Origin of the sequence: Pedobacter paludisoli (assembly GCF_052344095.1) — a bacterium.
Lineage (GTDB): Bacteria > Bacteroidota > Bacteroidia > Sphingobacteriales > Sphingobacteriaceae > Pedobacter.
This window is the reverse complement of the sequence record NZ_CP179926.1, coordinates 366,854-388,169: the sequence shown is the minus strand read 5'-3', so window position 1 is coordinate 388,169 and position 21,316 is coordinate 366,854. Positions and strand designations below refer to the sequence as shown.

The following is a 21,316-nucleotide window of genomic DNA, read 5'->3' as shown; positions in this document are numbered from 1 at the left end:
CGCTATGGAAAATTTACTTGGCGTTACGCCAGCCCATGTTTTATTGCATGGTCCAACAAAAACACTTCTAGACACGTACCATTGGCATGAACCAAATGTAGGTATTGTGGCTAGCTATACCCCTACTGCTTTTGATGTTCAAGACCATTTTGGCCTTTTTAGAGGTGTCGATCAAATTGAAGCATTTGCACAAGCGACCATCGTTTCTTGCGCCGGTTTTTTAGAATACAAAAAACATGGTGGAAGTTTTGAAGAAGTAAAAGAAAAATTTGTCCCGGTATTTATCAGTATTGGCAATGTTCACTTTCATCATTATATTGAAGAAGGCGAAACCTTTGTAAGCCTGGGAATTATTAAATTTAATAAATTTAGACAAATGGTTTGCGATGGGAGAATTTATAAAGTACTTACCAAAAATCTAAATTTGGATGCGTATTTTAGTGCTTTCACAACTGAAAAACTAACAAACTATACGCTTAGCGACGATTTCAAACTAGTTGCTGAGTTATTTGACATAACTGGAAGAGCCCTTAAAAAGGAAAAACTTAACCCTTAATTTACATATGGAAAGACAAGAGATTATTGCTGATATTGTTGAAATTTTAAAAACGGTGAGAACCATTGACCCAGCCAAATTAGCCACCGTTACCGAAGAAACTGATTTTATTGCCGACTTAAATACGCCTTCAACCGAGATGATTAACATTGCCGCCAAAGTTGAACAAAAGTTCGACATTGAGTTTGAAGACGATGACATTGATGATTTAGGTTCAAAAGTAAAAGACATTGTGAATTTAATTATCGCTACTCAGGCGAAGGGATAATATGCAAGTACAGGGCAAAAAAGTAGCCGTAGTGGGCATGGGAGGTATTTTTCCGACCTGTTCTTCCTTAGCTGAATTTAGAGATAAACTTTTTGCTAATAAAAGTCTTATTCGCGAATGGGATAAAGCCACTGTACATGGTAAAAACATCCGTTCAACCGTTGCCGGTTTTATCACAGAAGAAGAAGCAGGATTGGAAATTGTTCCTTCCTCTATCATGGAAAACTATCCGGAAACTTATATTGACAAACTCAATCGTATTTCGCCGCAAAATATGGCTACGGCTGATATTGGCAGTATTTGGGCGATGTTGGGCAGTTTAGATGCGATTGAAATGGCTGGTTGGAGCAAAGCTGAAACGGAATCAGAACAAACCGGCGTGGTGATTGGTTCGGGTGGCGGTGGCCATGAAGTTTTACGAAGTGCATGGCATAACTTTTTTGAACTGAAGAAAAAATCGAGATTGGCGGGTTCGCACAATGTAGATCGCACCATGGTTTACCGCGATGCGGCAAATGTTTCGTGTTTAATTCGTAGTAAAGGTGTTTGCGAATCTATTGGCTCTGCTTGTGCTACGGGCTTGGGCAATATTGGATACGCGTATCGATTAATAAAATTTGGCTTGCAGGACCGTGTGATTGCCGGAGGTGTTGAAGGAACTTCTTTCGAAACATTTTTAGGCTTCGACTCCATGCAAGTACTCAGTAAGGGCTTTAGTCCCGAGAAAAGTTCACGCCCTTTTGACGTAAACAGAAATGGCTTTGTTTGTGCTTTTGGAGTGGGGATTGTTGCCTTAGAATCGTATGATTTGGCCAAAGCAAGAGGCGCAAGTATTCTTGCGGTTATTGACGATTATTTCAACAATTCGGATGGAGATGGCGATATGTTCGCTCCTTCATTTTCAGGTCAAAAGCGCTTGTGGAACGGTTTGTTAGCAAACCAACCCAAACGACCAGACGTGGTAAAAGTACATGGAACCTCTACTCCGGCCGGCGATGCCATTGAATTATTAAGCGTGGTAGACACGTTAGGCGAAACTGGTTATCATATTTCAGCACCTAAATCGCAATTTGGCCACATGTTGGGTGCGGCAGGCTCGGTAGAGTTTATTACGGCTGTGCTCATGCTCCAACAACAAACAGTTTTACCTTGCTTAAATTCGGAAACCTTAAATCAAGAATTGGAGAATTTTCAAACAACCGCGCATTGGAATGGCCCTAAAAAACCTTTGGCTGCTTTCAGAGATTTATTATCGCAAGAAAGTTTAAAAAAAGAGATTAACACCCTTACCTGCTTAAATTATGGCTTTGGCGGAACCAATAGTGCCATCATGCTTTCTAAAGATTACTAAATGTTAAACAATACCAATAAAGTTGCTGTCGTTTACGGCGTTAGAAACGAAAGTTCTATCGCTTGGGATATTGCTTTAAAATTGCATCAAAGTGACTGCAAAGTCGTTTTAAATTATTTGGATGATACCAAAGATGAAGTCCTTTACTTGATGGAAAAAGCAAGCATGGACGTGTCTTTAGCTATGCATGTTGATGTGCGCGATGAAGCACAAATAACGGCCTTTACAAAAGCGATTTTCGAAAAACTAGGCAGTATTGATTACATTTTACACGGAACCGCTTATGGTAGTCAGCAGGTGATGTGTTATACCACTCCTGGCAGTCAGGAGCTAGCGCCAAGTTATTTAAATATTCCTTTTGATGAACTGATGGATGCGTTTAACATCAGCGCTTATTCGCTGCTTCGTATTTGCCGCGTTTCAGAACCTTTTTTAGCTAAAAATGCTTCCGTGCTAACCCTCACATACAATGCCTCTCAGCGGGTTTTTCCAGGTTATGCGGGTATGGGTATTAACAAGGCAGCACTTGAAAACATCGTAATTTATTTGGCGAATTACTTCCGACACACGCAAGTACGGGTGAATGCTATTTCCGCAGGTTTGGTTATGACGACCTCAGCCGGAGGCATTAATGGTGTTCGCAAATTGCGTAAAATGGGGAAAATTACGGCTCCCTTGGGCAATATCACCGCAGGCGATGTCGGCAATACGGCACTCTATTATTTTTCTGACTTATCGAAAAAAGTTACCGGCAACATTCACTTTGTGGATGGCGGTTTTAACATCATGGGCGTTTCGGTAGATGAAGACTAATATTGGCCATATTGATCCCGCGATAATCGAAAATGTTAGCATTGGAAACGATTTGGTATTCTTGCCTAACTTTAAAGAATCATTTAATGAGTTGTTTAAAGCAAAAGTTTACACTCCCGCAGAAATCGATTATTGTGATCAGTTTGAGGATGCGCTTTTACGTTACGCTTCTACTTGGGCTGCTAAAGAAGCTGTTTACAAAGCCGTTAAGCAAATGAATCCTGCAGCGCTTCCCTTTAAGAATATCGAAATCATCCGAAATAAAATTGCCGGTAAACCAACAGTAAGCATTTTGAATCAAGACAATCAACCCCTCATCAGCTTAAGCATATCACATGATGGCGAATATGTTTGGGCTGTAGCCATTTTACGTTCCTCTCTCGCATGCTAAAACATCATTCTTTCGATCATCCTTTAGCTAAACTAAGCTACTATACTTTTGGAAATGGACCGGAAAGTATGCTTTGTTTTCATGGCTATGGCATGCATGGAAAGCAATTTAGTTTACTGGAGCAGGATTTTGGAGCACGCTATACTTTTTATGGATTCGATCTTTTCTTCCATAAAGAAACGCATTTAAAAAACCAAAGCTTAACCGCCGTTAAAGCAGGAATAAGCAAAGCGGAATTGGCCAATTTCATCCTTGATTTTTGTACACATGCTGGCATCGATCGCTTTTCTGTATTGGGATATTCCATGGGTACTCACTATGCCACAACCTTGGTTGAACGCTTGCCTGAAAAAATAAAGGAGTACATCGTTGTAGCACCATCGGCTTTCGCACCAGGTAAACTGGTCGAGTTTTTTTCTAAAAACAAAATCGGAAACAAAAGCCTCGAAAAATTGGTTCTTTCTGAAAAGGCCTTGATTAATCTTCTGTCTTTTTGTAAAAAGCTTGGCTTTATCGATCAAACGGGTTACAACATTATGCTCAAAGAAATCAATACCCAAGAACTTCGTTTTAGCTTATACGCTTGTTTTACTTATCTTCGTTTTTTAGAAACGGATAAAAAGAAAGTTCTTGACGTGTTGCAGCGCAAGGATTTAAAATCTGTTTTTATTTTTGGCAAACGCGATAAAATGTATCCTCCAGAAATCGGAAAAAAAATCAGTCAACAAGTGCCCAATGCCACGATCGTCGTTTTAGATGAAAACCATGATATGATTAAACAACCCTTTGTAGAGATCTTAAAAAAAGCGCTACTATGATAAAGGAAAAGTCGCTACCTGCTTCTGTTTTACGCCTTGGAGGTAAAATGCTGAGTTGGTATTTTAGGCGAAAGTTTGCTAAAATTTCGATAGAAACTTCTCCTATTCGTCCTAATCATTCTTACGTATTGATGTGTAATCATTTCAGCTTTTGGGATGGTTTTTTAGCTTGTTTTTTAATTTTTAATGCCATTGACAAAAGGCATAAACTAAAAGGATTAAAAATCATGATTCTTGAAAAACAGCTAAAAATGAACAAATGGCTTCGCTACATTGGTTGTTTTTCGATTGTTCCAGGAATACGGGCACAGGAAAGCTTAAAGCATGCCATCGACATTTTAAATGAGCCCGGGAACCTGTTATTAATTTTTCCCCAAGGAAATCTGGAAAGCCTGTTCATCCGGACCATTAAATTTAAGGAGGGCATTTCAGCAATCGTTCCAAAAGTTAAAACCGATTGTCAATTGATTTGGAGCTCAAACTTTATCGAATATTTCGAAAGTTTAAAACCCCGTTTGTATTTTAATATGCTTGATTGCGGTAACAATACAGACTTTGATTTTAACAACTTGGTTAATCAAGTAAACGTCCACCATGTTCAAGCTATGAGAAAAAATGTTCGTTTTACGTTCAGCGATTTTGAAGAAAAAAAAGTTTAGCATCCTATAAATTGCACAGCTTTAAAACTGCGCAATTTATTGCATTAGCTTATTCGCCAACGCAGTTTTTTTCTACGAATGTAAATTTGCCTCTTTCATAGTTTATAGGTTTTCCTTTAACAAAATATGAGCGTCCCATAGTCGTTTCTATTTGTCCCACCCCCATAATTAAGGTATCCTTTTTTTGCAAAAAAGCGAGTGGATTTGCGTAAACGGTTGTTGTATCTGCTCCTTCTTTAAATCGATACTCAACCAATAGCGTGTCGCCGCTAAATTTTCCTTCAAATGTTCCTATGTTTTTATTGCCATTGCCATAGTTGATGGTTAGCGATCCCATAACTTTTTCAGAGGCCATGGTTTCAACACTCATCTGAGCCGTATCTGTTTCAAAAGTTGCTACGTAACACTTCTTTTGAACTAAAGAATTTGCTTTGCTTGCTGCTTTATTTTCTGAATGTTGGTTACAGGCAAAAGCAAATGGAAGGATGATAACGATGCTGGTAAGAAGTTTATTTTTCATTGTTTTTAGGATTATTTCTATATAACCTAGATGCTTTGAGAATTGTTTTTCCATAAATCTAATTGATACAAGTGGATTTTCTTGATTTTTGCAAAATGACCTTCCATCGGTATCCACACTGGATCGGAAACAATTAGCCAAATCCGTTATTAAAGTTACAGATATTACTGCTTAGTATCAATGGATTGAAATGTTTTTGGTTTTTGGTTTTGACCACAGAGTGAACAGAGAATTTTCACAGAGGATACAGCGTTTATATTTTTATTATCTCAGCAGCGGAAGAGATTCGTTGGCTTGTTCGAACGCAGCAATGGGTATCTAAAATGAATGCTGGTTACAGATAGATGATTATAAGATTGCAGGAAGAATAATTCTACGTTACTGACCTAAAATTGCGTGTAAGAGATACTTCCTTCTTCTACACAATTGGAAGAGATTAAAATTTAAAAAAAACGAAGACGCTTCCCTATAAAAAAAGCGAGATTCCGGTTTAGGAATTCTCGCTCTCCACTTTTCATAGTTATAAAATCTTACATACCTGTTAATCAGCAGCTGCACGAAACATCAAAGCTCCCACGGTTAAATTGGTTCTACTATCAACTAAAATTGCGGAACCGTTTGAGCGATTTTGATTATATAAATCCCATGCCAATGCATCAGCCGTTTTCACAATTACACGACCTATATCGTTTAATTTAAACTCATCCGCTGCATGTTTCCCTAAAGTATTGATATCTACTTTGTGCAAAATCTCATTGATTTTACATTTGGTTACTTTGCTATTGTGCTGAATCAAATAAGTAATTGAAGGGTCCAATGCACGGCTATCCATCCAGCATAAATCGGCTTCAATTAATTTCGATTCTTGTGGCAAAGCCGATGAATTTACAATGGTATCACCACGACTAATGTCCACATCGTCTGTTAAATGAATTGTAATAGATTGACCTGCATGCGCTTCTGTTGGTTGTTGCTCAAAAAATTCGATGCGTTCAATAGTAGAAGTAGCGCCCGAGGGCAAGACGGTAATTTTATCATTTTGCTTAAAAGTCCCGCTTAAAACACGTCCGGCATAGCCGCGGTAGTCGTGCAGTTCCTCTGTTTGCGGACGAATTACCCATTGCACCGGCATACGGGCCAATTTCGACTCATCTAAATGATCAGTATCTACTTTCTCTAAAAAGTGTAATAAGCTTTCACCATGGTACCAAGCCATTTGAGTGGAATTTTGAACTACATTATCCCCTTTTAAGGCACTAACAGGAATGTAATTTACATCGGATAAATTTAATTGTTCTGCTAACAATTTGTATTTATCGATGATAGCATCGTAAACTGTTTCGCTGTAATTAACCATGTCCATCTTGTTGATACAAACCACTATATGCTTAATACCTAACAACGAAACCAAATACGAATGACGAATGGTTTGCTCCACTACACCGTTTCGAGCATCAATTAAAATGATGGCTAAATTTGCGGTTGAGGCGCCTGTAACCATGTTTCTGGTGTACTGAATGTGTCCCGGGGTATCGGCAATAATAAATTTGCGTTTATCCGTTTGAAAATATTTGTAAGCCACATCAATGGTAATTCCTTGTTCACGTTCTGCACGTAACCCATCGGTTAAAATAGCTAAATCGATGGATCCGTCGTCATTTTTACGGTTCGAGTTATGAAGTGCTTCTAATTGATCGGCTAAAATAGAATCTGTATCGAAAAGCAGTCGCCCGATTAAGGTACTTTTACCATCGTCTACACTTCCTGCTGTAAAAAATTTTAATATGTTCATTTTTTGGGTTGTTTAGATTGTTAGTATTTAGTTGTTAGATATTAGTATTTAGATAGTATGCGCTTCAAAGCATAGGTCTTAATCTACATATAACAAACACTCATCTCAAATAACCATTTCTAAATTGGAAGTAATGATATTTTCTAATTACTAACTACTTAATACTAACTACTATTTGTTAAAAATATCCGCCTTTTTTTCTGTCTTCCATTGCTGCTTCTGAAACTTTATCGTCCATACGGGCACCTCTTTCAGAAATTTTTGATTGACTGATTTCAAAAATAATATCGTCTATTAGATCAGCATCGGATTCAACTGCGGCGGTACAGCTCATATCGCCAACGGTGCGGAAACGAACTTTTTTACTAATTACTACATCTTCCTGATCCATGTTCAAAAATGGAGATGCGGCCATCAATTGACCGTTTCGGGTTATGCAATCGCGCTGATGCGCAAAATAAATACTTGGCAATTCGATATTCTCGCGCCGGATGTAATTCCAAACGTCTAATTCGGTCCAGTTACTGATTGGAAAAACACGTACATTTTCGCCTTTATGAATTTTTCCATTGTAAATGTTCCATAATTCAGGACGTTGGCGTTTCGGGTCCCATTGTCCAAACTCATCGCGTACCGAGAAAACACGCTCTTTTGCACGTGCTTTTTCTTCATCCCTACGGGCTCCACCAATACAGGCATCAAACTGATATTCTGCGATGGTATCTAAAAGGGTTACTGTTTGCAAGGCATTTCTACTGGCATTTTTTCCGGTTTGCTCAACCACTTTTCCTTCGTCAATTGATTGTTGCACAGACCCTACAATCAAGCGTTCCCCAATTCGCTCAATCATTTTATCGCGATATTGAATGGTTTCTTCAAAATTGTGTCCGGTATCAATATGTACCAATGGAAAAGGGAATTTACCTGGGCGAAAGGCTTTTTCTGCTAAGCGAACCAAGGTAATGGAATCTTTCCCTCCGGAGAATAACAAAGCAGGTTTTTCAAATTGCCCTGCTACCTCACGCAAAATATGAATTGCTTCGGCTTCTAATTCGTCTAAATAATCAAAATTGTATGTACTCATTTGTAATGTTGTTAATATCCGACTTGGTTACGATTTTCGTAAAAGTCTGCTTGATGTTTTTTATTAATTAGTGGCATGCAGCCCGCACTCTTTTTTACTTTGGTCTTCCCACCACCAACGTCCGGCTCTAAAATCCTCTCCTGGTTGAACTGCGCGCGTGCAAGGCGCACAACCAATGCTTGGAAAACCTTTATCATGTAAGGTATTGTAAACAATGTTATTTTGGCGAATGTATTGTTTTACTTCATCCAAGGTCCAATCGAATATAGGATGAAATTTAACCAGCTTATTGCCTTCGTCCCATTCTAAATCGTGCATGTCTTCGCGATTTGCACTTTGTTCGGCACGGATGCCTGTAACCCAAATTTCGTTACCATTTAGCGCCCGCTTTAAAGGTTCAATTTTACGTATAAAGCAACATTCTTTTCTGTTTTCTACGGATTCGTAAAAACTACTTGGTCCTTTTTTGTTCACCATGTCCTGCAGTAGTCCCTGATTTGGAAAATAAGCTTCTATAGGCTTACCATAAATTTCCAGCGTCCGATTCCATACATAATATGTTTCAGGAAATAACCTTCCGGTTTCGAGCGTAAATACCTTAATTGGAATATTATTTGCAAAAATTAAATGGGTAATTACTTGGTCTTCCCAACCAAAACTAGTCGAAAAAACCACCTGTCCCGCATGTTTATCTGCTAAAAATCTCAATTTATCTACAAGGTCTAAACCTGCCAATTCATGTTTTATTTGCACCAAATTCTCCATCACTTTTTAGCTATAAATAAATTTCACAATACTTCTTATACTTACCGCCATCACAATAATCCCCACCGCAACCATAATGGTTTTAGCCGAAATTTTATTCGATATTTTTGCGGCAATGGGTGCAGCCAACGCGCTACCAATAACCAAGCCTAATACAGCTTCCCAATGCTTGCCTCCCAACATGGTAAAAAAGGTCAAAGAACTTAATGTTGCAATGAAAAAGCGGCTAATTTTTACAGTACCTAAAGAGAACAATGGGTGACGACCACCTGCAATTAAACTCGATAAAACGATGGAACCCCATCCGCCACCAAAAGCAGCATCAATAAAACCTCCAACAAAACCCAGCAGACCAATTTTCTTAATCTTATGCTCAGCTTTTTTTCTCTTTATTTTAAAGGCTTTTGTTAAAATTATCCCTCCTAAAAACAAGGTATACAGCGCAACAACTGGTTTAACATATCCACTGTAATGCTCAAGCGATGATAAAATATAAGCACCTAAAACCGCACCGATAACTCCCGGAATGATGATTATTTTAAACAATTTCCAGTTTACATTTCCCATGCGATAATGCATCCAACCAGAAATTCCATTGCTTAGTACTTCGGAAATGTGAATCCCCATACTGGCCGATGCTGGCGGTAAGCCCATAGACAATGAAAAAGACGCTGAGGTTACGCCATACGACATGCCAATTGCGCCATCAATCATCGCAAAAACAAAACCCGCACCTAAAAACCAATAAAAGAAGGGATCGATGTTGATCAGGAAAGATTGAAACTGCGGCTCGGTGTTCCATAAGGTAAGGCCAATTGATCCTATGAACAATACACTTACCAACCAGATAATCCACTTAATGTTAGCCTCTACAAAACTTTTTTTAGGATTTACAAGGCTCTCTGTTACCTTGTTTAACTTCTTAACCTTTGCAGAAAAATCACCATTTAGCGTATTGCGCAAAGCACTCATGTTCTGCAGGGTTGCATCCAGTTCTGCCGGAATTCCCTCGTTTAATATTTGTTTTAAACGTTTGGCAATGGTAGGTGATTTTCCATTCGTCGAAATGGCAATCTTCAAATCGCCTTTTTGTACAATAGATCCCAAATAAAAATCGCAGAGGTCTGGTTTATCCGCTACATTAATTAACAATCCTTTTTCGCGCGTTAAAATCCGAATTTCTTCGTTTAATATCTTATTGTTCGTAGCTGCAAAAACAATATCCACTTCATCCAAATCGGTTATTGTAAAACTTTTCTGTTTTAATTTAACGTTTGGATAATTGGCGATAAAAACATGCAGTTCAGGCAAAACGGTTTCTGCTACTATGGTAATTTGGGCAGTATGGCTATTGTTTAGAATAGCTGTCAACTTTTCCAACCCGATGTTACCGGCTCCAATCAATAATGTACGCAGCTTATTCAGCTTAACAAAAACTGGAAAAAGCTGATTTCCTTTCTCCGAAAGAGGAAGGATTTCTGTATTATTTTCTTGATTAGGAGATACTTGCATATTGTTTAACAATTTCTTTAAATGAAGGATGTAATGACACTACTTCGCCAAAAACAAGCAATGCAGGAGCTTTAATCCGTTCTTTTTCTACCAAACTTTCAATGGTATCAACCACCCCAATCACCAATTTTTCATCTTCTGATGAGCCATTTTGAATCACTGCTACCGGTAGATTATTTTTTCTTGAAGATTGGAAAATTTCTACAATTTTTGGAAGTTTATTTAAACCCATTAATACTACCACGGTTGCATTCGATTCTGCAGCTTGATAAATATCTTTTGACACCTCGCCCGAAGTGGTCGTTCCGGTAATTACCCAAAAACTTTCGCTCAAACCCCGGTGCGTAACCGGAATTTGTTGTAAGCCTGGCACACCAATGGAGCTTGAAATACCTGGAATTACACTTACCGGAATTTTATAAGTCACCGCATAATCCAATTCTTCATAACCACGTCCGAATACAAATGGATCCCCCCCCTTTAAGCGAACAACGTGTCCATAATTAAGCGCATAATCAATCATTAGTTTATTGATAGTATCTTGTGGATAAGAATGTTCTCCCGATCGTTTTCCTACGTATACTTTAATGGCTGCTTCTGGAGCGTGTTCCAATAAAGCTTCGTTGGTTAATGCATCGTACAACACCACATCAGCGGTAGCCAATGCTCTCACCCCCTTCAATGTCAACAATTCAGGATCCCCCGGGCCAGCGCCCAAAAGGGTTATTTTAGGTTCTTTATTCAATCTCTCAACGCTCATGATGCAACAACTATAGGGGTTCTTTTTTCTTTAATTTGATTTAAAAACTGACCGGCCTCTTCAAAATACGCCTGCGCAAATGCTTCAGTTGGTTCATTTTTATTTATCTGCAATACAAAATCAGCAAAGCTTGTTGGCAATGAAAATTCACCGGTTGATACAAAATGCGTATCAAATTCTCGGATAACGCCCACCTGTGTACTGCTGTTTACATTTTTATTGAGTAACAATGATTTCGCTGCACTAACCAGGGCTGCATACGTATGATAAATGGCATCGGCATAGGCTCCTTTTTGCAAGCTTTGTTTTGCCCAGTTATACTTTTCATCCGCTTCTAGCAATAGTGTAGCTACCAAGTCGATTACCACTCCAGCACATTCTCCTACACCAATGGCAGTTTCAAATTGTTCCGCGTGCCCCCAATCAACAAATTCGCTATCTTGCAAATTGGTTAAATCGGCTAGCGGCTTTAGCAATTGATAAAAGTGATCTTTGCCTTTTCTGTCGTAGTATTGATGGAAGTTTTCTGCTGCTTCGTTGTGCTCAATAAAATCGTTTAAAAGGTATTGCAAAACACTGGTTGCTCTTTTTGAAGGCACTTTAATCACACGTTCAGCCACACGTCCTACTCCATTCCCAACAGTTCCACCGCCTAACATGACTTGTACTGCAGGCACTACTTTTCCGTCAGCCTTTACCGAACTACCGTGAAATCCAATTTCGGCCAATCCATGTTGACCACAAGAGTTCATACAACCTGATATTTTAATGTTCAGATTTTTTTCATAGATGAATTCTGGAAAATCACTGTAAATCACATCTTCCAGTACTTCGGCCAAAGTCATCGAATTAGAAATTCCTAAATTACAGGTATCCGTTCCCGGACATGTGGTAATATCGGCTAAACTATCGAAACCAAGGGCTGTAAACCCGATGGCATTTAATGCTTTGTAAAGCACCGGCAAAGCTTGTTTTCTGACAAATTTTAGCAAAAGGCCTTGATTTGGTGTGATACGAATTTCATCTGCTACAAAAGGACTAACAGCGGCAACAAAAGCGCGTGCTTTATCGGTTTTGATATCGCCAATTTTCACTTTTACATACACCCCATAAAAGCCATCCTGCTTTTGCTGAAAAGTATTCGTTGCTAACCAATGTTGATAATGTATTTCATTTTCTATTTCAACGGCTTCATAGCTCTGTTCTGCCTGAGGTTCTGGCTGAGGAACGGTATCTAAGGCTACTTTAAAGGTTTTAACCTTATTGGCCAAGCGTTCTTCTGCTACCAAGCGAAGTACTTCTTCTAAACCTAGCTTTTGTACCAAGTATTTTAAACGCGCTTTGTTTCGGTTTGAACGCTCGCCATAGCGATCGAATACACGAAGCACAGATTCTGTAAAGGGAATCAATTGATCTTCCGGTAAAAACTCATGAATGGCGTTAGCTAAAAACGGTTGAGCTCCTAAGCCGCCGGCGAACAAAACTTTAAAACCACGTTCACCTTTTTCATTAATTTTAGGGATAAATCCTAAATCGTGAATGTAGCTAAAAGCGGTATCACGGTCACTTGATGAAAATGAAATTTTAATTTTACGCCCCATTTCTTGGCAAATTGGGTTGCGTAAGAAATAAGCAAAAACAGCATGCGCATAGGGTGAAACATCAAAAGGCTCTTCCTTATCGATACCGGCATTCGGTGATGCGGTTACATTACGAACGGTATTTCCACAAGCTTCACGCAGGGTGATATCTTCCTCCTCTAATTTAGCCCAGAGCTCAGGAGTCCTATCCAAACTCACATAATGAATTTGAATATCCTGACGTGTGGTTAAATGCAAATTTCCACTTCCATATTCATCAGCGATATCTGCAATGCGCAATAATTGCTTAAAGGTTACTTTACCGAAAGGCAATTTAATGCGCACCATTTGAACGCCTGGTTGGCGCTGACCGTACACACCTCTCGCTAAACGCAGGCTTCTAAACTTTTCTTCGTGAATGGTACCATCCCTAAAAGCTCTAATTTTATTTTCTAAATCAATGATATCCTGTTCCACAACCGGATTTTCTAATTCTGTTCTGAAGCTTTGCATGTTTTGTCGTTTTTCTTTACTCAAAAAATGCCTCTCTTAAAACTGAGAAGCATTCCTATTTACATCTTAATAAATTTCATACTTACTCATTTACAACTGTTTATAATTACAGTGCATCATTTGCCAGTACATATTATCGGATACAAATACGAATTTCATCTTGCAAATATATAAAGTATATAGAAATAGTAGTATTTTTTTATAAATTTTTTTACAAAGTAATTTTTAAGCTCCCTTCACGGGCAATAACATCGGCGATGCTTGTTTCGGTCAAAATCTTTAATGTAGCATCACGAACATCAATAAAGGCACTGCGTATACCACAGGTTTTCTCGTCTTCACATTCATCACATTTGTGGTAAAAATTTAAGCTTGCGCAGGGTACCATAGCAATTGGCCCATCGGTTACACGCATAACATGTACCAATAAAATTTCTTCTGGTTTTTTATTTAGACTATATCCGCCACCTGCTCCTTTTTTACTGTATAAAAACCCGGCATTACGTAAATCGAGAAGGATTTGCTCTAAGAACTTTTTAGGTATATGCTCTTCCTCAGCAATCTTAGAAATTTGCATCGGTGGTTTCTCTACATTTTTGCCAAGCGCTACAAGTGCTTTAATGGCGTATTTGGTTTTTTTAGATAGCATATTTGTACAAAGTTAATAAAAGATAATTAGATATAAAATTTCCAATTTTTTCGTCCTTTAAATAGTGTGTCTGCTTCCCTTGCTTACCAATTCCGGCCTCCGACTTTCCGGACTTTCAAACTACATTTACTTTTAGGAAATATTCACTTCTGACTTTCGGACTTTCAACCTATTTGAACATGAAACTGTCAAATTTAGCCTAAAATGAATTATTCTGTAATAACTATCTTCTATTAAAATCTACATTTAAACAAATATTAAAACACATGAGAAGAAAACTTCCTATCATCCCTATACTTATTATAACGTTGCTATTTTTCGCTTTAAATGCCTACGTATTGTCGGGTTTAACAGTGATTAATACTTCGCCCCTTTTGAGCCCTCTCTTTTGGCTTATCATCGTAAGCATTAGTTTTGCTTTGCTCTTTGCCATCCAACAAATGCGTATTCAAGGGGTAAACAAATTCTTTCAAATTGTGAGTCATATCTTTTTGATTGTATTTGTTTCAGAGATTATTTTTGCTGTGGTTTTACTTTTGGGTGATGTATTTCGCTTTGCTGAATCTTTATTTTCAAATTTTCAACACGAAGGATATCATCTTTTAGCCCGAAATCCGTATTGGGTAGATTTTGCATTTGCTTTATTTTGCGTTACAGTCATCCTTTTTGCCTATGGTATTACCCAAGGAAAATACGCCTACAGAGTTATCAAGCATACCTTGTATTTTGATGATTTACCTGAAAATTTTGATGGCTTTACCCTTACACAAATATCAGATGTCCACGCTGGCAGCTTTACCAATCCTAAAGCGGTACAAAAAGGTATTGATTTAATTAATGCGCAAAAAAGTGATTTATTTGTTTTTACAGGCGATTTAGTAAATAATTCAGCAACAGAAATTACCCCTTATATTGGACATTTCTCTCAAATTAAAGCCCCTTATGGTCAATTTTCTGTTTTAGGAAACCACGATTATGGGGATTATGTTCAATGGCCCAGTGAAGAAGCAAAGCGCGAAAACCTACAACAATTAAAAAAGTATCATGCCGATTTAGGTTTTAAACTTTTATTAGATGAGCACCTTGAACTAATTAAAGGTGACCAAAAGCTCATCTTATTGGGTATCGAAAATTGGGGTATCGGTTTTGGCGAGCGAGGGGATTTAAATAAGGCTTTGGCAGATACGCATAAAGACGATTTTAAAATCTTGCTTTCACACGACCCAAGTCATTGGGAAGCGCAGGTGAAGAAACATCCTTCAAAAATTCATTTAACGCTTTCAGGGCACACGCATGGAATGCAATTTGGCATTGAAGCGTTCGGTATTAAATGGAGTCCCGTACAATATCGCTATAAACATTGGGCAGGAATTAAAACTGAAAACGACCGTGTATTAAATGTAAACAGAGGTTTTGGCTTTTTAGGTTTTTCTGGTAGAATTGGTATTTGGCCAGAGATTACCGTTATTGAACTTAAGCGCAAATAAAAAAAGGAAGTGATGTATTAACTTCCTTTCTATTGAATAATTTAATTGGCGGTTAAAAATCTGCATTACAGTCGATTGTTGAAAAACTATCAACGTTAATTGATTTTACGTTCAAGACCAATGTCGAACATGATTCTTGACTTGTCGTATTTTGCGTGTGGTATTTAATGTAAAAAACCTTTCCTGGAACTTTATATGCTTCTGGAAGATTTGCAACACTCACTAAATATTGCGTACCTAAACTATCGGTTAATTCAGTTGCATCTTCATTGGCATTGGTAAAGGCAATCAACGAAGATCCTTGCGTTGGACAATACGCGGAAACGTATTTCACTTGATAACAAAATTTTACAGTCGCACCCTTTTCACAAGACAACTGTAGCAAACTTAATAGAGCTAAAAGGGCTGTTAATACTATTGAAAAAATTCTCATTAAATGCTGAAATAATTAATTTATAGAATACAAAGTTGCTAAAGTTTCACAACAACGAAGAATAAAATGACAACAACTGTGGCTTAAAAAAGATATTTAAATGAAAATCAAGCACATACAATACCAACAAAATACTATCAATACGTAAACTTAGGCTTACCTTCTTGACACTCAATCCCTTTAGGAGCTGCAGGCACCGAGCAATCTGAAACCAAACCGAATTTCACGTTGTATTCTTTTTGCTCGGCAGTAAATTTCATTACTTTTTGTTTGAATAATACGGTATCAATTTTGGTATTGTAGGGCATATATCCGACTGGACCACCACATGCTTTGGTTCCATAGGCTATGAATCGCCATTCGGAAGCACTGGTACATGGATATGTTTCGGCCATTGCTTTAATATCCGCGAAAAGCGCATTTAATTGATCTTGTGAAGCTTGCTTATTTTCTAGTGCATCCTCTTTACAACCGAAGAAAAAAAGAGACCTAAAACTGCTAGTGCTACTGAAGTGCGTAAAAAATTAATCATATGTTTTTTTTAGGTAAACGATTCTTCTAAATAAAGCGCTACAGCTTCAAGAATTTATTTATTATGATTTTTTTTGTTTACAGGTTACTAATATCCCGCTCTGTGGTAAAAAGATTGCATCTCCTTTAATTGTTTGTCTCGCGCTCTTCCCTTACTTGCCTCTTGCTGGCAGAGCATCTACTTTTGTGGGCCAAAAGTAGCCAAAAGCCTTTGTCAATCCAGCTAAGCAGCTTTGCCCACAAGGCCTTTGCTCAAAACAAAAACAACATCGCTGGTTTTGTGGAGATGGGTTATGAAACCAATATTAGTTATACCACAAAACGAAATAGAACAATGCTCGGTGCTGCACATTCGAATGTTTCTGCAACTGTTTTTGTTTTTTTCCGCTGCAGGGGGTACATCCCGAGTATTCGGGATTGACGGGCACACTTCGGTTAATGACTACAATTTTGAAAGTTTGTTTACATAGCATGTATTTCAAAAAAGTAAAGGGCAATATTCAAATTGAATATCACCCTTTACTTTTTTATTTAATCGGCCTCAAAACTAAATACCCTGACATACAGGAATAACAACATTTTGAGACATCTTGACTAAAGCAAGAAAATTACATTTTTAAGCAAGCGCTTTTTCGTCTACAATACGCATGGTCCCAGGACCTGTTTCTACCACAAAAGCATCCATCTGAATGTTAAATTCATTGCGATACGCTTCCGTCACTTCGGCAATTAATGCATCAATGGCTTCCTCTTTTACAATGTTAATGGTGCATCCGCCAAAGCCGCCGCCCATCATTCTAGCTCCTAAAACATCCTCTTTTGAACGTATAAAATCAACTAAGAAATCAAGCTCTTTACAACTCACCTCGTATTCCTTACTCAGGCCATCATGCGTTTCGAACATCAATTCACCCAAACGCTTGATATCGCCTGCTTTCAATGCCTCTGCAGCATTCAATAAACGCGCATTCTCTTGTACCACAAACTTACATTTGGTATACACCTCAGCGTCTTTTGGTAAAACGTATTTATCCAACATGTCAACAGTAGCATCACGTAACAATTTTACCTCTGGGTGTATTGCTTGAATCCATGCAACACCTTGTTCAGATTGTGCTCTGCGCGTGTTGTAAGCACTCTCAGCCAAACTGTGTTTCACGTTTGTGTTTAACAAAACCAATTTATATCCTTTTAAATCCAAAGGAACGTAGCTGTATTCCATTGAACGACAATCGAGCATAATGGCGTGATCTTTCTTACCGAATACGGAAGCAAATTGATCCATAATACCGCAATTTACACCAGCAAAGGTATGTTCTGCCTTTTGAGCAATTAAAGCAATATCCAATTGCGAAATACCTAAATTAAATAATTGATCTAATGCAAAGGCCGTAGCGCATTCAACCGCAGCAGATGACGATAAACCAGCCCCTAAAGGAACATCCCCATCAATATACAAGTTAAAGCCACATAATTGATATCCCCTCTTCATCAATTGATCGGCAACACCCAAAATGTAATTTGGCCAACCTTTTTCAGAAGGCTGTAGACTATCCAATGCTACTTGATGACTTTTTTTATAATCTTCTGCATACAGATGAACTTCTTGATCATCGCGTTTAGAAACTCCAATATAAATAGCCTTATTAATGGCTGCAGGCATTACAAAACCACCGTTGTAATCGGTATGTTCACCAATAATATTAATACGCCCTGGCGATTTTACCAATAGGGGTTCAGTGTTATAAAGATCTTTAAATACTTGTTTTACACGTTCTATGTTCATGTTAATCTCTTTTTAGCTTACGCTTTTTTATTTTTATAATGCACATCGGGCATTTCTCTTAATCTTTTTGCTGCAAACTCAGCCGTAATATCGCGTTGCGGATTAGCCAACATCTCGTATCCTACCATAAATTTCTTTACTGTTGCTGAACGCAGTAAAGGAGGATAAAAATGCATGTGCCAATGCCAGCCCAAAAAATCACCGCTATTTACAGGCGCTTGGTGCATACCTGCCGAATACGGAAACGACGTTTCGAACAAATTATCGTACTTTACCGTAAGCACTTTAATGGCCTCAGCTAAAGCTACTTTCTCAGTTTCGGTAAAATATTTTATATTCATAATGTGTCGTTTGCTCACAATCATTGTTTCATACGGCCACACTGCCCAAAAGGGAACCAAAACTACAAAATGTTCGTTTTCAAACAAGATACGTTCTTGTTTTTTTTGTTCTATTTTTAAATAAGCCGAAAGCAAACTTTGACGGTGTATGGCATAATAGTTTTTTTGACGCTCTGTTTCCTTTTGAATTTCTAATGGAATATCGCTCTGCGCCCAAATTTGACCATGTGGGTGTGGATTGCTACAACCCATAATTTCGCCTTTATTTTCGAAAATTTGGATGTATTTAATCCAGCTGTTCTTTTCCAATGCCACAAATTCTTCTTGCCAAACATTTACCACGGCCGATATTTCCTCTATAGACATTTCAGGTAATGTTAAATTATGCTTGGGAGTAAAACTGATAACCTTACAAATACCGCTTTGATTTGAAGCCACCAATAAATCATCCTCATTCATGTTTCCACTTGGAGTATCTTCTAAGAGAGCTGAAAAATCATTTTTAAAAACAAAACTATTTTTATAGTCAGGATTGGTTTCTCCATCTGCCCGCTTATTTCCGGGACATAAATAACATGTTTCATCGTAAGCAGGTCGATTATCAGGTGCTAAATCTTCTACTTTTCCTTGCCAAGGTCGCTTAGTACGGTGTGGTGAGACTAAAATATGCTCCCCTGTTAAAATGTTTAATCGGGTATGTGGATTGGTATCCAAATCAAAAGGTGTTTGCATCGTTATATTTTTAAAAAGCTCAAGATATATCTTTAGCCATAGGGGGCTAATGTAAAAATATTTTTTTAATTGTCAAATTGACATTTAAAAACAAATAACCAATATGCATAAAAATGACAAATCATACAGGCTTCGAACATGCTGAAAATTTTATTTTTTTTACTCATAAAAAATCAACATATTCATCCTCTTTAACAATAATCAAATGATAGAATATTCAAGTCAGCCTCATTATTTAGTTGCAGTAGATTGTATTGTTTTTGGTTTTGATGGTGAACATTTGAAAATACTTTTAGTTAAACGGGGATTAGAACCTGAGATTAACAAATGGAGTTTAATGGGTGGTTTTGTGGGATCTGATGAAAGTCCTAACGATGCTGCGAACAGGGTATTAAAAAAATTAACCGGTTTAGACGGTGTGTATCTAGAACAGTTACAGGTTTATGGCGAGCCGAAACGCGACCCGATTGAACGAACACTATCGGTCGGATATTTTGCGCTAATTGACATTCATAAATACGAAAAGCAATTGAGTGACGAATACCAGGCAGAATGGTTTTTAATTAATGATAAACCAAAATTAATCTTCGATCATGATCTGATGGTTTCCGATGCCCGAAAAAAACTCCGTTACAAAGCAGCGCTCCATCCTATTTTATTTGAAATGCTGCCAAAAAAATTTACAATCCCTCAGTTACAAATTCTATTTGAGGAAGTTAACGATACCAAAATTGATACTCGAAACTTCAGCAGAAAAATATCATCAACGGGATTATTGATTAAACTGAATGAAAAAGATAGATTAGGTTCTAAAAAAGGGGCGTTTTATTTTAAGATTGATAAGAAAAAATACAACGCAAACTTCCAAGCTTTTTTAAATCTGATGCCTCAAATCAAAAATTAGCATCAAAAAAGTAGGGGATTTGAAATTCATTTTAAGATAAACAATTCGTGTAGAATGCTTAGAAGCCGATTTGTTAAAAAATGTTAAAAAAATTTTAATCAAACGTTTGTCTTTAGAAATTATATTCCTATTTTTATCGCATGAAAAAAGGGACTACTATCCAGTAAGCCCCTTTATCATTAACTATAACTAAATTTAAATCATCGCACAACTTCTACCTAATGCGAGATATCTTGTACTTCCAAACTGGAAGTTTTTTTGCTGTTTATCTATAACAGCTAATATCGTTTATTTTTTTCAATTTACCATCTCAATGGAATGAAAAAATTTTTATTTCATTTTTTATTCCATTTGTAGCGCTAACACTACACATACACTTAACATATACTTCGTTAATATATTCAGTAAAATTCATATTTTTCTATCAATTATGCAATGATTTTACGTATTATCATAAATTTTATGGACATTTACTTTATTAATAGTTTTTTTTACGAAAAACAAAGTCCCAAACATCCCTAAATTGAAATAGTTTCGATTATGATACCTGAACTTGATACCGTTGATGTAGAAATTCTGAAGATTTTACAGAAAGATGCCTCACTTACAAACAAAGAAATTGCTTTTAAGACCAATAAATCAATTGCCACGATTCACGAGCGTATACGCCGATTAAAGGACCAGGGCTACATAAAAAAAATAGTAGCCATTTTGGATCGAAAAAAAATTAACCGCGATTTAATTGCCTTCTCACAAGTTTTACTGAAAGAGCATACCGCTACTACCCTTAACAAATTTGAACAAGAGGTTTCAAAATTTCCGGAAGTAATGGAGTGCTTTCAGATGACAGGCTCTAACGATTTTATTTTACGCATTGCCACGAAAGATATGAATGAATATCACGAATTCTTACGCAATAAGTTAGCTACTTTGGAAAACATTACCACCGTACAGAGTTCATTTGTTTTATCAGAGCCTAAAAGTGAAACCGCTTATCCTTTGTAGGCAGCGAAAAGTCAATAGTAAAAAGTGAATAGTTGAAAGCTGAAAACACCTAGTATCCTGTAGTTA

At 37.5% G+C, this 21,316-nt stretch carries 22 protein-coding genes; 10 read left to right on the top strand and 12 right to left on the bottom strand.

Annotation, left to right across the window (positions count from 1 at the left end; genetic code table 11):
- The first annotated feature begins 4 nt into the window (after window positions 1-4).
- From ACJVDK_RS01520 to ACJVDK_RS01490, 7 genes are read left to right on the top strand one after another with little or no spacing between them, the layout of a single operon-like run.
- Entirely contained in the window at window positions 5-556 is a 552-nt protein-coding gene (locus ACJVDK_RS01520; protein WP_443938560.1) for a hypothetical protein, read from the top strand.
- A gap of 7 nt (window positions 557-563) precedes the next feature.
- Window positions 564-824, top strand: a complete 261-nt coding sequence (locus ACJVDK_RS01515) for an acyl carrier protein (RefSeq protein ID WP_443938559.1) — start codon at window positions 564-566, stop codon at window positions 822-824.
- A gap of 1 nt (window position 825) precedes the next feature.
- On the top strand, window positions 826-2,175 hold the full coding sequence (locus tag ACJVDK_RS01510; protein ID WP_443938558.1) for a beta-ketoacyl-[acyl-carrier-protein] synthase family protein: 1,350 nt from the start codon (window positions 826-828) through the stop codon (window positions 2,173-2,175).
- Entirely contained in the window at window positions 2,176-2,988 is an 813-nt protein-coding gene (locus tag ACJVDK_RS01505; RefSeq protein WP_443938557.1) for an enoyl-ACP reductase FabI, read from the top strand.
- Window positions 2,978-3,379, top strand: a complete 402-nt coding sequence (locus ACJVDK_RS01500) for a holo-ACP synthase (RefSeq protein WP_443938556.1) — start codon at window positions 2,978-2,980, stop codon at window positions 3,377-3,379. The genes ACJVDK_RS01505 and ACJVDK_RS01500 overlap by 11 nt, the downstream gene beginning before the upstream one ends.
- Entirely contained in the window at window positions 3,373-4,197 is an 825-nt protein-coding gene (locus ACJVDK_RS01495; protein ID WP_443938555.1) for an alpha/beta fold hydrolase, read from the top strand. Before ACJVDK_RS01500 ends, ACJVDK_RS01495 begins: the two co-directional genes overlap by 7 nt.
- The gene (locus ACJVDK_RS01490) at window positions 4,194-4,856 is read left to right on the top strand and encodes a 1-acyl-sn-glycerol-3-phosphate acyltransferase (RefSeq protein ID WP_443938554.1); all 663 of its coding nucleotides are present in this window, start codon (window positions 4,194-4,196) and stop codon (window positions 4,854-4,856) included. The genes ACJVDK_RS01495 and ACJVDK_RS01490 overlap by 4 nt, the downstream gene beginning before the upstream one ends.
- A 49-nt stretch (window positions 4,857-4,905) precedes the next feature.
- On the opposite strand, the gene ACJVDK_RS01485 is transcribed toward ACJVDK_RS01490, so the two are convergent.
- The 8 genes from ACJVDK_RS01485 to ACJVDK_RS01450 all read right to left on the bottom strand — a co-directional run bounded on the left by ACJVDK_RS01485 (window position 4,906) and on the right by ACJVDK_RS01450 (window position 14,031).
- Window positions 4,906-5,430 (bottom strand): hypothetical protein, encoded by a 525-nt coding sequence (locus ACJVDK_RS01485; RefSeq protein WP_443938553.1) that lies wholly within the window; start codon window positions 5,428-5,430, stop codon window positions 4,906-4,908.
- Window positions 5,431-5,917: 487 nt separating this feature from the next.
- Entirely contained in the window at window positions 5,918-7,168 is a 1,251-nt protein-coding gene (locus ACJVDK_RS01480) for a sulfate adenylyltransferase subunit 1 (RefSeq protein ID WP_443938552.1), read from the bottom strand.
- Between the two features lie 178 nt (window positions 7,169-7,346).
- Window positions 7,347-8,252 (bottom strand): sulfate adenylyltransferase subunit CysD, encoded by a 906-nt coding sequence (cysD, locus tag ACJVDK_RS01475; protein ID WP_443938551.1) that lies wholly within the window; start codon window positions 8,250-8,252, stop codon window positions 7,347-7,349.
- Window positions 8,253-8,315: 63 nt separating this feature from the next.
- Window positions 8,316-9,017 carry a phosphoadenylyl-sulfate reductase gene (locus ACJVDK_RS01470; RefSeq protein ID WP_443938550.1) on the bottom strand — a complete coding sequence of 234 codons (702 nt, stop codon included), beginning with the start codon at window positions 9,015-9,017 and terminating at the stop codon, window positions 8,316-8,318.
- Between the two features lie 6 nt (window positions 9,018-9,023).
- Window positions 9,024-10,529 carry a TSUP family transporter gene (locus ACJVDK_RS01465; RefSeq protein ID WP_443938549.1) on the bottom strand — a complete coding sequence of 502 codons (1,506 nt, stop codon included), beginning with the start codon at window positions 10,527-10,529 and terminating at the stop codon, window positions 9,024-9,026.
- On the bottom strand, window positions 10,513-11,289 hold the full coding sequence (cobA, locus tag ACJVDK_RS01460) for a uroporphyrinogen-III C-methyltransferase (protein WP_443938548.1): 777 nt from the start codon (window positions 11,287-11,289) through the stop codon (window positions 10,513-10,515). Before cobA ends, ACJVDK_RS01465 begins: the two co-directional genes overlap by 17 nt.
- Window positions 11,286-13,382, bottom strand: coding sequence for a HEPN domain-containing protein (locus ACJVDK_RS01455; RefSeq protein WP_443938547.1), 2,097 nt, complete (start codon window positions 13,380-13,382; stop codon window positions 11,286-11,288). The genes cobA and ACJVDK_RS01455 overlap by 4 nt, the downstream gene beginning before the upstream one ends.
- A 211-nt stretch (window positions 13,383-13,593) precedes the next feature.
- A complete protein-coding gene (locus tag ACJVDK_RS01450) occupies window positions 13,594-14,031 on the bottom strand; it encodes an RrF2 family transcriptional regulator (RefSeq protein WP_443938546.1) in 438 nt (145 codons plus the stop codon).
- Between the two features lie 266 nt (window positions 14,032-14,297).
- Between ACJVDK_RS01450 and ACJVDK_RS01445 the strand changes: the two genes are divergently transcribed.
- Complete coding sequence (locus tag ACJVDK_RS01445; protein WP_443938545.1) at window positions 14,298-15,518, top strand: metallophosphoesterase; 1,221 nt, start codon at window positions 14,298-14,300, stop codon at window positions 15,516-15,518.
- A 52-nt stretch (window positions 15,519-15,570) separates the two neighbouring features.
- Here ACJVDK_RS01445 and ACJVDK_RS01440 read toward each other — a convergent pair whose 3' ends face one another.
- From ACJVDK_RS01440 to ACJVDK_RS01425, 4 genes are all read right to left on the bottom strand, one after another.
- The gene (locus tag ACJVDK_RS01440) at window positions 15,571-15,852 is read right to left on the bottom strand and encodes a hypothetical protein (RefSeq protein WP_443938544.1); all 282 of its coding nucleotides are present in this window, start codon (window positions 15,850-15,852) and stop codon (window positions 15,571-15,573) included.
- A 236-nt stretch (window positions 15,853-16,088) separates the two neighbouring features.
- The gene (locus tag ACJVDK_RS01435) at window positions 16,089-16,346 is read right to left on the bottom strand and encodes a hypothetical protein (protein ID WP_443938543.1); all 258 of its coding nucleotides are present in this window, start codon (window positions 16,344-16,346) and stop codon (window positions 16,089-16,091) included.
- Between the two features lie 752 nt (window positions 16,347-17,098).
- The gene (locus ACJVDK_RS01430; protein ID WP_443938542.1) at window positions 17,099-18,268 is read right to left on the bottom strand and encodes a galactokinase; all 1,170 of its coding nucleotides are present in this window, start codon (window positions 18,266-18,268) and stop codon (window positions 17,099-17,101) included.
- Between the two features lie 17 nt (window positions 18,269-18,285).
- A complete protein-coding gene (locus tag ACJVDK_RS01425; protein ID WP_443938541.1) occupies window positions 18,286-19,341 on the bottom strand; it encodes a UDP-glucose--hexose-1-phosphate uridylyltransferase in 1,056 nt (351 codons plus the stop codon).
- A gap of 205 nt (window positions 19,342-19,546) precedes the next feature.
- On the opposite strand from ACJVDK_RS01425, the gene ACJVDK_RS01420 reads away from it, so the two are divergent.
- Window positions 19,547-20,245 (top strand): NUDIX hydrolase, encoded by a 699-nt coding sequence (locus tag ACJVDK_RS01420; RefSeq protein ID WP_443938540.1) that lies wholly within the window; start codon window positions 19,547-19,549, stop codon window positions 20,243-20,245.
- 540 nt (window positions 20,246-20,785) lie between these two features.
- Window positions 20,786-21,250 carry an Lrp/AsnC family transcriptional regulator gene (locus ACJVDK_RS01415; RefSeq protein WP_443938539.1) on the top strand — a complete coding sequence of 155 codons (465 nt, stop codon included), beginning with the start codon at window positions 20,786-20,788 and terminating at the stop codon, window positions 21,248-21,250.
- The last annotated feature ends 66 nt before the right edge of the window (window positions 21,251-21,316 follow it).

Coding starts and splice junctions, on each gene's coding strand:
- ACJVDK_RS01465 (WP_443938549.1), bottom strand. CDS start 10,529: ATGCAAGTATCTCCTAATCAAGAAAATAATACAGAAATCCTTCCTCTT.
- ACJVDK_RS01415 (WP_443938539.1), top strand. CDS start 20,786: ATGATACCTGAACTTGATACCGTTGATGTAGAAATTCTGAAGATTTTA.
- ACJVDK_RS01425 (WP_443938541.1), bottom strand. CDS start 19,341: ATGCAAACACCTTTTGATTTGGATACCAATCCACATACCCGATTAAAC.
- ACJVDK_RS01520 (WP_443938560.1), top strand. CDS start 5: ATGGAAAATTTACTTGGCGTTACGCCAGCCCATGTTTTATTGCATGGT.
- ACJVDK_RS01430 (WP_443938542.1), bottom strand. CDS start 18,268: ATGAACATAGAACGTGTAAAACAAGTATTTAAAGATCTTTATAACACT.
- ACJVDK_RS01490 (WP_443938554.1), top strand. CDS start 4,194: ATGATAAAGGAAAAGTCGCTACCTGCTTCTGTTTTACGCCTTGGAGGT.
- ACJVDK_RS01470 (WP_443938550.1), bottom strand. CDS start 9,017: ATGGAGAATTTGGTGCAAATAAAACATGAATTGGCAGGTTTAGACCTT.
- ACJVDK_RS01480 (WP_443938552.1), bottom strand. CDS start 7,168: ATGAACATATTAAAATTTTTTACAGCAGGAAGTGTAGACGATGGTAAA.
- cobA (WP_443938548.1), bottom strand. CDS start 11,289: ATGAGCGTTGAGAGATTGAATAAAGAACCTAAAATAACCCTTTTGGGC.
- ACJVDK_RS01495 (WP_443938555.1), top strand. CDS start 3,373: ATGCTAAAACATCATTCTTTCGATCATCCTTTAGCTAAACTAAGCTAC.
- ACJVDK_RS01445 (WP_443938545.1), top strand. CDS start 14,298: ATGAGAAGAAAACTTCCTATCATCCCTATACTTATTATAACGTTGCTA.
- ACJVDK_RS01510 (WP_443938558.1), top strand. CDS start 826: ATGCAAGTACAGGGCAAAAAAGTAGCCGTAGTGGGCATGGGAGGTATT.
- ACJVDK_RS01455 (WP_443938547.1), bottom strand. CDS start 13,382: ATGCAAAGCTTCAGAACAGAATTAGAAAATCCGGTTGTGGAACAGGAT.
- ACJVDK_RS01515 (WP_443938559.1), top strand. CDS start 564: ATGGAAAGACAAGAGATTATTGCTGATATTGTTGAAATTTTAAAAACG.
- ACJVDK_RS01450 (WP_443938546.1), bottom strand. CDS start 14,031: ATGCTATCTAAAAAAACCAAATACGCCATTAAAGCACTTGTAGCGCTT.
- ACJVDK_RS01420 (WP_443938540.1), top strand. CDS start 19,547: ATGATAGAATATTCAAGTCAGCCTCATTATTTAGTTGCAGTAGATTGT.
- ACJVDK_RS01435 (WP_443938543.1), bottom strand. CDS start 16,346: ATGGCCGAAACATATCCATGTACCAGTGCTTCCGAATGGCGATTCATA.
- cysD (WP_443938551.1), bottom strand. CDS start 8,252: ATGAGTACATACAATTTTGATTATTTAGACGAATTAGAAGCCGAAGCA.
- ACJVDK_RS01485 (WP_443938553.1), bottom strand. CDS start 5,430: ATGGAAAAACAATTCTCAAAGCATCTAGGTTATATAGAAATAATCCTA.
- ACJVDK_RS01500 (WP_443938556.1), top strand. CDS start 2,978: ATGAAGACTAATATTGGCCATATTGATCCCGCGATAATCGAAAATGTT.
- ACJVDK_RS01505 (WP_443938557.1), top strand. CDS start 2,176: ATGTTAAACAATACCAATAAAGTTGCTGTCGTTTACGGCGTTAGAAAC.